The organism is Vibrio sp. MACH09 (assembly GCF_033238805.1).
Lineage (GTDB): Bacteria > Pseudomonadota > Gammaproteobacteria > Enterobacterales > Vibrionaceae > Vibrio.
Genome location: NZ_BSFZ01000001.1, coordinates 2,194,239 through 2,207,662 on the forward strand (window position 1 = coordinate 2,194,239; position 13,424 = coordinate 2,207,662).

General features: G+C 40.9%; 17 protein-coding genes and 1 other RNA gene. 10 read left to right on the forward strand and 8 right to left on the reverse strand.

Features of this window, described 5'->3' with window-relative positions:
- Nucleotides 1-183 precede the first annotated feature (183 nt).
- Both CHJ_RS09720 and CHJ_RS09725 read left to right on the forward strand, forming a co-directional pair.
- The gene (locus CHJ_RS09720; RefSeq protein WP_317917568.1) at nucleotides 184-333 is read left to right on the forward strand and encodes an MbcA/ParS/Xre antitoxin family protein; all 150 of its coding nucleotides are present in this window, start codon (nucleotides 184-186) and stop codon (nucleotides 331-333) included.
- A complete protein-coding gene (locus tag CHJ_RS09725; RefSeq protein ID WP_317917569.1) occupies nucleotides 330-839 on the forward strand; it encodes an RES family NAD+ phosphorylase in 510 nt (169 codons plus the stop codon). Before CHJ_RS09720 ends, CHJ_RS09725 begins: the two co-directional genes overlap by 4 nt.
- A gap of 302 nt (nucleotides 840-1,141) precedes the next feature.
- Here CHJ_RS09725 and dpaL read toward each other — a convergent pair whose 3' ends face one another.
- The 3 genes from dpaL to CHJ_RS24110 form a co-directional block, all read right to left on the reverse strand.
- Complete coding sequence (gene dpaL, locus CHJ_RS09730; protein WP_317917570.1) at nucleotides 1,142-2,326, reverse strand: diaminopropionate ammonia-lyase; 1,185 nt, start codon at nucleotides 2,324-2,326, stop codon at nucleotides 1,142-1,144.
- A 75-nt stretch (nucleotides 2,327-2,401) separates the two neighbouring features.
- Nucleotides 2,402-2,788 (reverse strand): RidA family protein, encoded by a 387-nt coding sequence (locus CHJ_RS09735; RefSeq protein WP_171753202.1) that lies wholly within the window; start codon nucleotides 2,786-2,788, stop codon nucleotides 2,402-2,404.
- Nucleotides 2,789-2,804: 16 nt separating this feature from the next.
- Nucleotides 2,805-3,035 (reverse strand): helix-turn-helix domain-containing protein, encoded by a 231-nt coding sequence (locus CHJ_RS24110; RefSeq protein ID WP_411861542.1) that lies wholly within the window; start codon nucleotides 3,033-3,035, stop codon nucleotides 2,805-2,807.
- A 473-nt stretch (nucleotides 3,036-3,508) separates the two neighbouring features.
- Here CHJ_RS24110 and CHJ_RS09740 point away from each other — a divergent pair, with 473 nt between their 5' ends.
- From CHJ_RS09740 to CHJ_RS09755, 4 genes are all read left to right on the forward strand, one after another.
- Entirely contained in the window at nucleotides 3,509-4,672 is a 1,164-nt protein-coding gene (locus CHJ_RS09740; RefSeq protein WP_216613391.1) for a M24 family metallopeptidase, read from the forward strand.
- Between the two features lie 57 nt (nucleotides 4,673-4,729).
- Nucleotides 4,730-5,500, forward strand: a complete 771-nt coding sequence (locus CHJ_RS09745) for an aspartate/glutamate racemase family protein (RefSeq protein WP_317917571.1) — start codon at nucleotides 4,730-4,732, stop codon at nucleotides 5,498-5,500.
- A gap of 68 nt (nucleotides 5,501-5,568) precedes the next feature.
- On the forward strand, nucleotides 5,569-6,525 hold the full coding sequence (locus CHJ_RS09750; protein WP_317917572.1) for a DMT family transporter: 957 nt from the start codon (nucleotides 5,569-5,571) through the stop codon (nucleotides 6,523-6,525).
- A 559-nt stretch (nucleotides 6,526-7,084) separates the two neighbouring features.
- The gene (locus tag CHJ_RS09755; protein ID WP_171753199.1) at nucleotides 7,085-7,747 is read left to right on the forward strand and encodes a transcriptional regulator; all 663 of its coding nucleotides are present in this window, start codon (nucleotides 7,085-7,087) and stop codon (nucleotides 7,745-7,747) included.
- A 434-nt stretch (nucleotides 7,748-8,181) separates the two neighbouring features.
- Here CHJ_RS09755 and CHJ_RS09760 read toward each other — a convergent pair whose 3' ends face one another.
- Together CHJ_RS09760 and CHJ_RS09765 are read right to left on the reverse strand one after the other, a co-directional pair.
- Nucleotides 8,182-8,589 carry a hypothetical protein gene (locus CHJ_RS09760; protein WP_317917573.1) on the reverse strand — a complete coding sequence of 136 codons (408 nt, stop codon included), beginning with the start codon at nucleotides 8,587-8,589 and terminating at the stop codon, nucleotides 8,182-8,184.
- A gap of 118 nt (nucleotides 8,590-8,707) precedes the next feature.
- The gene (locus CHJ_RS09765; RefSeq protein WP_317917574.1) at nucleotides 8,708-9,034 is read right to left on the reverse strand and encodes a hypothetical protein; all 327 of its coding nucleotides are present in this window, start codon (nucleotides 9,032-9,034) and stop codon (nucleotides 8,708-8,710) included.
- Between the two features lie 858 nt (nucleotides 9,035-9,892).
- Between CHJ_RS09765 and CHJ_RS09770 the strand changes: the two genes are divergently transcribed.
- Entirely contained in the window at nucleotides 9,893-10,075 is a 183-nt protein-coding gene (locus CHJ_RS09770; protein WP_317917575.1) for a hypothetical protein, read from the forward strand.
- Nucleotides 10,076-10,148: 73 nt separating this feature from the next.
- Here CHJ_RS09770 and ffs read toward each other — a convergent pair.
- Nucleotides 10,149-10,245: signal recognition particle sRNA small type (gene ffs / locus CHJ_RS09775), an RNA gene on the reverse strand.
- A 253-nt stretch (nucleotides 10,246-10,498) separates the two neighbouring features.
- On the opposite strand from ffs, the gene CHJ_RS09780 reads away from it, so the two are divergent.
- Nucleotides 10,499-10,801, forward strand: a complete 303-nt coding sequence (locus CHJ_RS09780) for an MGMT family protein (protein WP_317917576.1) — start codon at nucleotides 10,499-10,501, stop codon at nucleotides 10,799-10,801.
- 13 nt (nucleotides 10,802-10,814) lie between these two features.
- Here CHJ_RS09780 and CHJ_RS09785 read toward each other — a convergent pair whose 3' ends face one another.
- Nucleotides 10,815-11,261, reverse strand: a complete 447-nt coding sequence (locus tag CHJ_RS09785; RefSeq protein WP_171753186.1) for a YbaY family lipoprotein — start codon at nucleotides 11,259-11,261, stop codon at nucleotides 10,815-10,817.
- Nucleotides 11,262-11,372: 111 nt separating this feature from the next.
- On the opposite strand from CHJ_RS09785, the gene tesB reads away from it, so the two are divergent.
- Nucleotides 11,373-12,233, forward strand: a complete 861-nt coding sequence (tesB, locus tag CHJ_RS09790) for an acyl-CoA thioesterase II (RefSeq protein ID WP_171753185.1) — start codon at nucleotides 11,373-11,375, stop codon at nucleotides 12,231-12,233.
- 66 nt (nucleotides 12,234-12,299) lie between these two features.
- Here the strand turns inward: tesB and CHJ_RS09795 are convergent, their stop codons facing one another.
- Nucleotides 12,300-12,773, reverse strand: a complete 474-nt coding sequence (locus tag CHJ_RS09795; protein WP_171753184.1) for an Lrp/AsnC family transcriptional regulator — start codon at nucleotides 12,771-12,773, stop codon at nucleotides 12,300-12,302.
- 388 nt (nucleotides 12,774-13,161) lie between these two features.
- Here CHJ_RS09795 and CHJ_RS09800 point away from each other — a divergent pair, with 388 nt between their 5' ends.
- Nucleotides 13,162-13,302, forward strand: coding sequence for a hypothetical protein (locus tag CHJ_RS09800; RefSeq protein ID WP_171753183.1), 141 nt, complete (start codon nucleotides 13,162-13,164; stop codon nucleotides 13,300-13,302).
- Nucleotides 13,303-13,424: the final 122 nt, after the last annotated feature.

A 13,424-nucleotide genomic window follows, 5' to 3' on the forward strand; every position in this document is an offset into this window, starting at 1 on the left:
TGTACCGGAGAAATTAGAGGCTATTGGGGTTAAGAAGCGTCAGCAAAAACAGAAGGATTTCATTGTCTTGTGCCGAGACTAGACGTTTAAGATACATGACTTCGACCAAAGCATCTGACCATCCCACAAAGTCAGGATATCAGTGATTTAACGGCTTTCTGGGCTGAAATGCGAGATGTGTTTATGGGTGATTCCGAGCTCATCGATGAATGGTTAAACGATGCATTGCCCTCTTTGGATGGACGAGCTCCCATAGAGTTAGTACAAACGTTGGCAGGTAGAAAGGCACTTCGAGAAGTTATCGAGCGACTGCGCTATGGTGATTTTTCATGATTTTGTTTCGAGCCCTACACAAAAAAAATGCAAAGACATGGACTGACTACAAAAAAGGCAGCTCTTACAAAGTGGGGGCACGTTGGAACGTAGCATCAACCCCAGTGATGTATTTTAGCAGCAACGTACAAAATGCGATGCTGGAGCTTGGCAGTTATGTCAAATCCCCAAAAATAGCGAATAAATTGTTCGCCATTGGTGTGTTCGAATGCCCTACTTTAAAGCTGAAGGAAATCCAGCCAGAAGAGCTCCCAACGAATTGGCAGCAGTACCCATTTAACATCGCGACACAAAAAAACGGCACCGAGATATTGAATGACGAGAAGTACGATGGGTTAATTGCTCCATCAGCGACTATTAATCCAGAACTCGCGGCTTCAATGCAGAACGAATTGCGAAACTGTATCTACGCGAATGTCATCGTTAATCCAGAAAAAGACGCTCTGAAACGTATGACTCTGCTCGAAAGTTTCGAGCCTATTTACTCAAACAGAATGTTCATATAAACACCGAGTGCGAACCACAAGGGAGCATCGTTTTAACTTAGCTTTTGGAGTGACGCAAGATGATAACGCGACGACAATTGGGTAACAGCTCCTGCTAGGACAGGCACATTAAGTAACACTATTTATATTGAATGAAATCAAACACAAATACGCCATTGCACCACAGCCATCGAAGCGCAACATTATAAAAAGTTGCGTAGCGAATTAAGACAAGTCGCTAATAAAAACAAATATATAAAAAAATTCCTCTCAAAACACTAAGGTCATGAGAGGAATATCAGGGTATCAAGAATACAGTTCCATTACTCCGCTAAAGGAAGCATGCCCTGCCAAACAATTTGATGGTAACGGATAGGGTTAGTATCTCCTTCGGTATTAAATAGCATGACAATAGAATCTTTGTTTAAACCGATTTCTTGTGCTGCTTTCTTACCCTCAGGATGATTAGCCAATAAGTAAAGCAAACCCGTAGTGATAGCACCAGACTCTCCACTTATTACAGCAGGATCACCAGACAAAGGATTACCTAGCATTCTCATTCCTGTAGCAGAAACGTTATCATCAACAGAAGCAAACTGTTGAGTACAATCTCTTAAGATAGGCCAAGTTACTGGGTTAGGTTCACCACAAGCCAACCCTGCCATAATTGAATTTAGATCACCCGTGACATTGACCATTTCGCCAGCTTCACTAGTCCCAGAGCGATAAATACAATCTGCTGCACTTGGTTCTGCAATAATTGTTTTGAATGTATCTGAGCCTAACTCATCTGCAAGGCAACCAAGTACACCACCAGCCATTGCACCGACACCTGCTTGCAAAATAACGTGAGTGGGTAACTGCTCTAATTCTTTAGCTTGTTCAACGGCTTCTAATGCCATTGTCATATAACCTTGAGAAATCCATGTTGGGATCTTGTCGTAGCCTTCCCATGCCGTATCTTGAACCAACATCCAGTTGTTCTCTTGAGCGGTTTGGTTAGCTAGACGCACCGTATCATCGTAATTTACATCGGTCACGATACATTCCGCGCCTAAGCCCTTAATACGGTCAACACTTGTTTGTGCAGCACCTTTTGGCATATATACAACCGCTTTTTGGCCCATTTCTCTTGCCGCCCAAGCAACGCCTGTTCCGTGGTTACCCGCAGTAGCAGTAGTAAATACCAAAGGGTTTTCTAACTTTGAAGCCACTGTTTTTAAATTGATATCTGAAATATCTTCACCAAGGTGTTCGGCCAGTAGCTTTCCTAAAGCGTAAGAGCCACCAAGGACTTTAAATGCGTTTAGTCCAAAGCGTTTAGATTCATCTTTCACTAGGATAGATTTCACACCAAGCTGCTCAGCTAATTTAGTTAAAGAAACTAAAGGTGTTTCTTGATAGCCTTCTATTTTTTTATGGAAATCAAGCGCTTCCCTAGCGACCGACTCATTGAAGAGTGGCGATGTCTTACCCGTGTAAAACGTATTTTTTGATATCTTCAGCATAATAACTTCTTTCAAATGAGTAGTTGATAATAAGTAAAAATCGAGCGGCCATAGTAACTATGGCCTTTCCCACGGCTACTTATTAATGTAAGCAACTGCTTCGATTTCAACGAGCGCGTCTTTTGGAAGACGAGCGGCCTGTACGCATGAGCGTGCTGGCGCGTTTTCAGTTCCAAATATTTCTGTATACATTTCATTGAATGCAACAAAATCTTCCATATCAGCTAAGAAACAGGTCGTTTTAAGAACTGTATCTATAGAAGCGCCACTTGCTTCCAGTACAGCCTTAAGATTTTTTAACGATTGTAGTGCCTGCTCTTTGATCCCGCCTTCAGGAAAAGCCATCGTTGCAGGGTCTAAAGGTAACTGGCCTGATGTGAACACGAGTTCCTGGAATGCAAGTGCTTGTGAGTAAGGGCCGATTGCTGCTGGAGCTGAGTCAGTGTGAATTTTAGTTTTCATTGTATATCTCTCTTGTTTATTTTTGTGTTTTGAACTCGCGGTTATATATGTATATAGCGTGACGAGTAGTTTCAAAGCATTTAGATACGAGTGCAGCCGTCTCTTTAAGCTCAAAAATTCCATTTTCACAAAGCCGTTTTGTTATGGCTCTAATTTTTCTTGTACGGTTAATCGTTGCATTGCTATTAACGTCAGCGATTACTTTCTCTAGAGCGCTCTTTGACTCTATTTGCGAGATGAGTATCAAATGGTCTATACGATAAAACGTTCATGTCTGACCACTAATTAAACAGCACCTCCCAGCCAATAGTAAACAAAAGTTAACCGGAGTCCACACTCAACCTAATAGTCAAATAATGTTAACTATTAATGCTTGTGCATACAATCTTTTTTCTTGCTTTTATTTAAAATCGTGATTTTAAATGTCCTTTTAGTGCATTGGAAAGCACTACACTACTCACTAAACTGTTGTAACCCCCTTTGATGACAGGGAAAAATACGTATTACAGCCACGGATATGAAACTCGTCGTAAGTATTGTTCTTATTGATAAAAGTAACATTTTGTAACCGAAAAGTTACCACAAGGGTTACAAATGTTAACCCTAGGAGCTTCATCACAATAATGAATAGATACAAGCATTCTAATCTTTACATATATGGTTAACTATATTTAACTGAAAAGGTAATCAAATAATCTAATAAGAAAAAAAAGGAATATCATGAATTTTGTAAAAAGAGGCTTTGAACAAGCCGAATTTGAAAACAGAACTGAAAGAGCCCAAAAAATCATGCACGACCAAAAACTGGACGCGATGATTTTTACTACCGAACCTAACGTGCGCTACTTTACTGGTTTTCACACTCAGTTCTGGCATAGCCCAACTCGTCCTTGGTTTGTTGTGGTTCCAGCAGAAGGCAAGCCAACGGCTATTATTCCTGAAATCGGCGCAAGTGGTATGGCTGGTACTTGGATTGACAACATCATTACTTGGCCGTCGCCACGTCCAGAAGACGACGGCATCAGCCTAGTCGCGAGTGTACTGAACTCTCTACCATGTAAGCATGGTCGTGTCGGTGCAACGCTTGGAATAGAGTCACATTTGCGTATGCCAGTGAACAACTACCTACAGTTGACCACAATGGTTAAAAAAGAGTTTGTTGATGTTTCTTTATCTATTCATGAACTTCGTCAAATTAAATCTCAAGCTGAAATCGAAAAAACAAGAGAAATTTGCCGTATCACCAATGTCGGTTTCGCTAAGATTCCAGAATATGCAAAAACAGGAATGACAGAACGAGAAATTTGTAAACAATTCCGTGTTGATATGCTTTTGGAAGGTGCAGACGAATGCCCATACATCATTGCTGGCTCTGGTGCTGACGGTTATGACAGCATCATTATGGGACCGACCGATCGTGTTATTGAGCATGGTGATGTACTAATCATCGATACTGGTGCTGTACGTGACGGTTACTTCTCTGACTTCGACCGCAACTGGGCATTCGGAGATGCAAGTGAGCAGACCAAAGCCGCTTACCGCGCAACATACGAAGCAACAACCAAAGGTTTTGAAGCAGCTCGTCCGGGTGCAACTACCACTGATATTTACAACGCAATGTGGAAAGTACTTGAAGAAAATGGTGCATTAGGAAATGACGTCGGTCGTCTTGGCCATGGTCTTGGAATGGAATTAACAGAGCGTCCATCAAACACCGCAACAGATAATACCGTTCTTAAGCCCGGCATGGTCATGACTTTAGAACCAGGAATGGTATACGCACCTGGTAAGTCAATGGTTCATGAAGAAAACATTGTCATCACTGAAGATGGTGCAGAGTGGCTGAGTGAACGCGCTGAACCTGAACTAATTGTCATTAAATAAACCGCTATAATTAGTCATATTATTCCTTGGATATGACATCCGAATTTGAGTGTATTTATGAAATCATTTGAAGAATTTAAAAAGTTTGAAGTGCCATTAGAACACGAACAAGCACCAAGAATTGACCGTGTGCATATTGGCTTAGTTCAGCTAAGCACCGACCATTCTTTAGAGATGGACTGGGCGAAGCTTTTAGGCACGCAAGCTGGGGTATTTAGCTCTCGTGTTTACTACAGCAGTGAAATGACACCAGAAGCGTTAGATCAAATCAAGATAGGTATCAGTGATGCGTCAGACTTGATAGCAACTGGATTGCCAATGGACGTAATGGCATTTGGGTGTACTTCTGCCTCGATCATTATTGGTGAAGAAAAAGTATCTCAGCTACTGACTAAAAACCGCGGTGATATCCCTGCCACCAACCCTTGGACGGCTGCTCAGGCGTCATTCAAGCATTTAGGTGCTAAGAAAATCGCCGTTTTTTCCCCTTATCCAACAGGTGTTAACTTTCCATTATATGAACAGTTAACCAATGCAGGGTTTGAAGTGGTTGTTCTGGGTTCTCTTGGAATCGAAAAAGACACCAACATCACTACAGTATCTAAAGAATCAATGCTGGCGGCTTTAGAAAAAATATTGCCTGAATCTGGTGCTGATCTTGTCTTTATGTCGTGCACCAATTTACGTGTTCTTGACCATATTCAGGAAATTGAAGACACGTTTAATATTCCAGTGGTGTGCAGCAATTCCGCTATGTTCTGGCACGCCATGCACTTAACTGGAAAGAAAGCTTCTTGTCCAGGTTATGGGCGTCTGCTGAATCAGTAATTAACAAATAATACAGGTGCCCTGTCTATGGGCACTCAATAAACAATAAACAAAAGAGAAATAAAATTATGAGTAATCAAGTTAAAGGTTGGTGCGCAGCAATTTTCATTGGCTTGCTTTGGGGCATCCCTTGGATTGTAGGCACACCTATTCTTGAAGTAATGGATGCACAGGTACTAGTATGGGTTCGTTATACGGTTGCATTTATTACACTTGGCACGGTTTTCAACATTGGCCTAGCAAGTGGAAAAATGGAAAGAAAGAAAAAATTTGAAATAAGCTGGGCCAACAGAAGTGATCTTTTCTGGACTGCAGCCTGTGGTATTATCGGTCAAGGCGCATTCAGCTATCTATCATTCCTATCTCTTGACTATATCACCGCATCAGAAAATGGCGTGATTCAAGGTCTAATTCCTATTCTAATTCTGTCAGTTGGTTTCCTTCGTCATAACGCACGTTTCACTGTTATGCAAATAGGAGCGGCTCTTGGTGCGTTTGCTGGTGTTGCCATTCTGGTTATGGATCCAACAGCAGAAACGAATGGATTTAACATCGGTCACCTTATCTGTCTTCTAAGTGCCGCTAGCTTCTCATGTACTGCATACAGCCGCGCAATCCTTGCTGAGAAGTATGGTTCTGTAGCAACCATGTTCCACCAGTTCATCTTTGCATCACTTGGTTTTGGTTTGTATTTGATGGTTTCTGGCGCAGACTTCTCTTCTGCACTAAACGTATTTAGTTCTCCTTTACGTATCTTAGCCATTTGTATTCTTGGTGTGGGCATCTCAGGTACAAGTTACCTTATCTACATCTACGCAATGGAACGTGTTGGTGTTGATGGTACAGGTATGGCTCTTAACTTAATGCCTCTATCTTCATTTGTTCTTGCTGTATTCGCACTAGGTGAAGAAGTGACTGTAATCCGTTTGGTTGCTATTGCTGTCGTTATCATCTCGATGGTCGCGTTTATGAAATTTGCAGCAAAAGACAAAGAAGAAAATCTAGAACTCGCAACTGAGTCATAAGTTTAAATAGTTTGTCCGATAAGCCTCTTCCTCAATAGAGAAAGGGGCTTATTTTTTTGCGTTTCATTAGATAGCGATTTTATTATTCTTACGGGTACTATTGCTTCAGGAGGTGTTTTTGTTAATAATATGGCTCCTGTTTCAAACGCATCAGCAGCATCTGTTAATAGGTAATAATTTCAGGACGATCTCCCACTGATGCAACTAAAGGTTTTTCTATTCAGCCACATTGTTCGCCGAACTATCAATTGCACTAATTGCTGGATAGAGGGAGAAATTACGAAAGTGAGTATTAATTTCAACTGACTAAAACACTTTCAAAATGTATAAATTAATCTGACTTATAATAGTCGTTTAATGAAGTAAATATTAGGAAAAGGGAGCAGTTGCTGAACGTAACTGCTCCCTTTTTAAAATTGTAGGCGTTAAAACAGCATATCATTCTCTATAACTGAATCGCTCCTACTTTCCTCGACAAATCAAACCACAAAGTTTTAATATTTGTTAGAATTTTGTGGTTGTGAAAATAGAAACATAATGCAATAAAACGGAGATTTTCATGTACAAATCTGCAAGCCGCTCTTTTAACTTTAACCAAGAAGATCAAGAAGTATTGGAGAAATACTTTGATATCGCAGATCTAGTGGCGTCAATAAATGGTGAACATTGCGAAGTTGTCGTTCACTCTCTTGAAGATGTTGAAATGTCCGTCGTAAAAATTGTCAATGGTGGTATCAGTCACCGTAAAGTAGGAGATCCCATTTCAGACAAAGCGTTACGAGTTGTATTTGAATATCAATCGACAGGTGAGAACCGAGTTCAGCCTTACTTTGTTGAGGTTGGTGACACTATGTTAAAGTCTTCGATACTGGTAATTACTAACGGTAGTAAGCCTATTGGCCTGATCAGTATTAACATTAACATGTCTGTACCACTCAATGAGTTCCTCGCCAGTTATACCATTCCTAATGAAAGTTCAAAAGCGAGTGAAGTTCTTGTTTCTGATCCAACTTCGAGCATAAAAAATGCACTTGACCAAGCAATTGAAACCGTTGACAACGCTAGTCATGTAACGGCTAAACGTCGAAATAAGTCAATTTGTGAAATCCTATATAGCAACGGTATTTTTGAATTCAAAGAATCTGTTCTTATAGTTGCTGGAAAACTAAATATTACCCGACATACTATCTATAAATTTATTCGCGAATTTAAAAAGGGATAAGTAAAGCAGCTGTTTTAACTCCATTTATATTTAGTTGTGCAAATCATTATGACGCGCTTACATTTTAACGACTTCATTAACGCTATAGGTATTCTTTAATTTGGCAAACGCTAAATAACAAAACGGTCAGTGCCCTGTAATTAGCTTTCATTAAATCAACAATGATACTCGGCACTGTCTAAGATAGGTTTCACTCTAACTACTACACCATTGCAATCAATCCGACAGTCCCTTGCATCTATTAAACATCATATTGCAGAGTATCGTTCTCTGAAACATTTGTGGTCAGTTTCAAGTTAGAACTGCAGATTTGGTAACGTCCTTGCTAAGTGGCTGACGACGCATAGCTAATCTGCTTGAACAAACCACCGTAAACACTATATCAAGCTAGAATCAAAATTGCCGAGCGTTAGCAGTCCATCTTAAGCAGTTTGTTAAGTGTCATAACCTAACTCTAGGCTACAGACTGTAAAACCAAATTCATTGGCAAGTTCAATTTGAACCTCACTCAACCATTCCAATGATTTAATTGAATATCTAGCACTACCTAATGATCCAATGCTGCGATTATTGAAACCATATGCTTCCAATGATACCCAACCTTGCCCTTTTGCAGGTTTTACATACTCTAATACTATTGAGTGGATATCCGCACGCTTACAGCAGAAACTTCTTAACACCTTTGATACACCAAACAGGTTACTATCGTCGGTCAGCCAAAAGCAAAGTTGCTTATCGCCATGTTGAATGTAGTAATCCGTAACATGTTGAGGAGCAGCCATTTCTGATTTTAGATCAACTTCAGAATCAATAGGGATTTTGATTTTCAACCAGTGGTTCATACATCCTCTGTCATATTTGATAGACACTTAACGCCGCATTAAGCGGACAAAAGTAGTTGGCTACACTTGTTGAGGCACGAAACAAAGCCAACTGTATTTGTCCCGTTTAAAGGCCTTGTTAGCTGTTGAACGGAAAAAACGCATCATTTTCGTAATAGTATTTTACAGCATTAAAAAGTTCGCTCTGACTGTGGCTGGTTCTTTGCTCAAGTAAGTTACCTTTGATACTTTGTAGGTCAGCAACACTCATAAAACTCTTATAGCCTTTTGAAGCAGGATAAAGTGGCTCATCATTTTCATCTCGCTCGTCTTCTTCGTCATCATCAATAATAAGTATTGAAGACGACATGCATAATGGCTCATTAGAAGATACATATGCATCCAGATGCCACTCAAAAGAGTCAATTTCACTCAATACGTTTTCAAGATTTGATTCTAGCCGCAAGATACCACCTTAATAAAAACAGCTAACATTCTTAATAACAGGCAGTCTCGTTTTCCTGTCTGCCTGACTTTCCATCAACTTATCATAACTCACTAAAAATTAAAGAAAATACATCGAACTATGTATTCTGTCATCACATAAAAACGAGCCAGCGTGTTATCACTTTTTAACAATGCGCTTCATCCTATGAAGAATAGTACCAATCCTTTTATTAACAATATGTTACTAAATCTTCTATCGACAAAACGAGACTGAACTGTCGATAAAATTAGCTGATCATCTGTAACGTATTTAGAAGCGTAACAAACAATGGGGTATTTCTGAGTTACGAAGTACCAACGGTGAAGGTTCTGGACAAAACAATTCAGGCGCTCAGGACGGAATAAACCTTTTAGATAACTTCTAGTATTGCAAAAAACCAAAAACCACTGACAATGGTGGTCATTGTGAAGAGTCTTGGGGGAAAAGTTATCCCCACCTGATCAATGAACTTTACCAAGGACATCTCAACGCAGAAAGCATAGATGCAACAGTCGTAGAACTATACAAATACGCCATTGCACCACAGCCATTCTTTTTATACCCTACTCCAGCACTGGCAAAATCCAGTGTCGGGTTTAGGACCCCGTTTACACTTAGAGCGCAGCAGAGTTTCACTCTGATTACTGCGTAGCTTTGTATACCTGATTTTAATAAATGCTCAAAAACGAAGTATTTGTAGAAATAATGGTGAGCTGGACGGGGCAGCATTTATGCTGACCGTTCCTAGGTGGCGGTAGTCCTAACCCTGTTCAGTTCACCACCCAAAGCTTAGGACCTTTCTGTGGTGAATATAATTAACCACCTATGGAGGCAACTATGCCTAACTTAATACCCAACCAAACCGAAATTGCCAATATGCCGCTATTAGCACGCGACTACTTAGTTACCCTACACTCAACGTTAACCGATGCTGATCAAAACGAACTTAATGCCGTTATGGTGTATTTGAACGAGTTGATTACTCTGGATGAGCAGCGGAGTGTTGAAGGGTTGGAGTAGTTTTGAGGAATGTGAAATGACATTCGCTAGATAGCAAAACGCCGCTAATAAAAGCGGCGTTTTAAATGGGTGGAAGCCCCAGCCACATCCCGGCACACAAGTCATTCACCCTGGCTGCTCCCTTCCGGGCCTGACCAATTAAACGAAGTATTGTTGCGAGAGGACCAGGGCCTCCATAGATTCTGTTTCGCGAGCTTATCAGCAGCGAGTGCGGAGGATTATCGACTATCCCACTTCTCATTGCAAGCCATCTAAGGTCGAAATCAACACATTCGAGTTTAAATGGCGAATAATTGCTCTTATTGACGTTTTATAACTCACACCATACTAAGCCAACTCTCATAAAAAGCGCTATTCAATCTCACCTTAACAAGGATATGATACATCGATATAAAGACAGTAATAGAACAATAAAAGGTGTGTATGGACTCGTTTTTGCAGCAGGTTTATATGGTTATTTATAAGATACCTGAGGGAAAGGTATCCACCTATGGTGAAGTGGCGAAAATGGCAGGCTATCCCGGCTATGCCCGCCATGTCGGAAAAGCGCTATCCAACCTACCCAAAGACTCAAAGCTACCTTGGTTTCGGGTGATCAATAGCGCTGGCAAAATATCCCTGAAAGGAGAAAGCTACCAGCGCCAAAAATTACGATTAGAATCTGAAGGCATTGCGGTGAGCGAATCCGGTAGAATTTCATTAAAAGTCTACCGGTGGCAGCTTTAAAACGCCCCTAACACTACTGCACTGTTATCAGCAATAGCTGCACATTGTCCGTTGAATGAACATCGGTAATCACCGGATAGCTGCTATCTGTAGTATAGATAAGCTCACCCTCTAGACGAATTTGCGCTCTAACACTATAGCGATGATTCGGTTGTATCTCATTTGCGTCATAACTTAACTCAAAGTCGAGCGGCACCTGATCACCATCGCTGGTAAAAGTTTGCTGGGCGATAACTTTAGAGGGTGCATCCGCCAGCGAGACATCTTCTAACGTTATTTGTACTTCAGCGTCAGGGTGCAATGCGATTCTTTCTCTATAAAATACAATTCCGGAAATTGCGCGCATCACTTCTTGCTGTTGTGCGTCTTTGTTTGACGTTGCAACTTTCTCTGTTGTTTCACAACCAACCAATAACCAAGCCAATATTACCGATGCAATAAGGTAGATAGTCCTTTTCATAACGCCCTCTCTATCAAAGTATTGTTGATAGACTATAAGAAGCACTTGATATTGGAACACTTAGAATGTATTTATTTAACAAAAGTTTGATGCGCGTCCAAAGAGGGAAATATGAGTAAGCCGTTACAAGCACTATTGGATCTATTACAGCTGGAACAATTAGAACAAGGCCTGTTTCGTGGACAAAGCGAACATCTAGGACTTCCACAAGTTTACGGTGGTCAGGTGATGGGACAAGCGTTATCTGCAGCAAGATACACGGTGGATAATGATCGTATCGCTCACTCCTTTCACAGCTACTTTCTTTATCCCGGAGATCCTGAGAAACCGATCATCTATGATGTCGAGAATTTACGAGACGGCCGCAGTTTCAGCACTCGCCGTGTCAAAGCGGTTCAAAATGGCCGACCGATATTTTACCTTACCGCTTCTTATCATGGCGAAGCAGAAGGTTTTGAGCATCAAAACCCGATGCCAACTATCGACAGCCCAGAGCATTACCAATCTGAAAGTGAGCTGGCACAGAAAATTGCAGAGTTTTTGCCTGAGAAGATCAAACAAGTTTTTTGTGGCGAAAAGCCCATTGAGGTTCGCCCTGTTACCGTCATCAATCCTTTAAAACCGGTAAAAGCGGAAGCGAAACAGTATTTGTGGATCAAAGCCAACGGTAGCGTACCGGACAATCAGATGATCCACCAGTATCTACTCGCGTATGCGGCGGATTGGGGCTTCCTTGTCACTGCCATGCACCCTCACAAAGTGACCCTGATGACACCGAACTTTCAGGTAGCCACTATCGATCACTCAATGTGGTTTCATCGCCCATTTAAAATGGACGAATGGCTGCTCTACTCCATCGAGAGCCCGACGGCATGTAATTCACGAGGCTTAGTCAGAGGGGAGATCTTTAATCAGCAGGGTGACTTAGTTGCGTCTGCTATCCAAGAAGGTGTTATGCGCTTTACTCAATAGCCAATTGAATCATGCCCAAGTGAATAGCTTATCGCTACGGCTTGGGCATGGTAATTAACTGGGGCACTATCTGTCATCAATCGGTAATGCTGTGGTGTACTTAAGGGGCTCCATGGCAAAAGTTGAGGTCACGTTTGAGATGCCTTCTACGCTGTTTACCAATCTTTTATAAAACTCATCAAAACACTTCATGTCTTCAACTTGAACTTTCATCATGTAGTCATACTCTCCCGCCATGCGATAAAACTCCATCACTTCAGGAAAAGGGGTAACAGTTTCTACAAATTGATGGTACCACTCATGAGAATGATCAATGGTTTTGATCAACACAAATGCGGTAAACAGTAAGCCAAGCTTCTCGGGGTTTAACAGCGCGACACGCTTACTGATCACCCCGTTGTCTTCCATTCTTTTTAATCGCTTCCAACACGGTGTGGTGGTTAAGTTTACGGTTTCAGCTAACTCATTTAATGACACTGTGCTATCTGTCTGTAATATCGACAGTAGTTTTCGGTCGGTTTTATCTAATTCGATTTTCATTGCTCTGCTTTATTTAGAATAATTTTCTCCATTTTATCGTTTATAGAGAAACATAACCAGAAATAGATTGTGCGCGGTTAATAAATACGGTTATGCGGACCCCTTGTTAATGCTGCCACTTAACGCGGCGTATTTACGCCTTGAAAGATCAGCAATAGGATCATGGTGATCCTGCCTTAAAAACAGCCAAAATCGCTCACTAATTGTACGATTTCTATGCGATTTTTCCGAAAAGCTCGTTTAAAAAAAATAATCTCCACTTAATGTGACATTTTGATTGCAATTATATTTCAGTGTATATACAATCAAAATACACTTGATAGACGCAGTATAGCGAAAGTTAAAGGTACTTCACTTTATGAGTTAACCCAAAATGGGAGAGAGAATTATGGTAAACAGAGATCTACGCAACGCATTACAAACTTGGCACGACAGTGACATCAGAGAGTATAACCAAGCACCTTTAGGTCTACGTGTTATCGGCGCAATTATCGTTGCTGCTTCAACAATGCTTGCTCTACTTAACTAATTGATATCATTCATTAATTCAGTTAATTAGGTTATTAAAGGAAGGGCATTCACATGCCCACCCTTTAACCTTCCCTTCAAAATTATTTCGTTTAATCCCTCTAAACATAAATCACCTGTTCC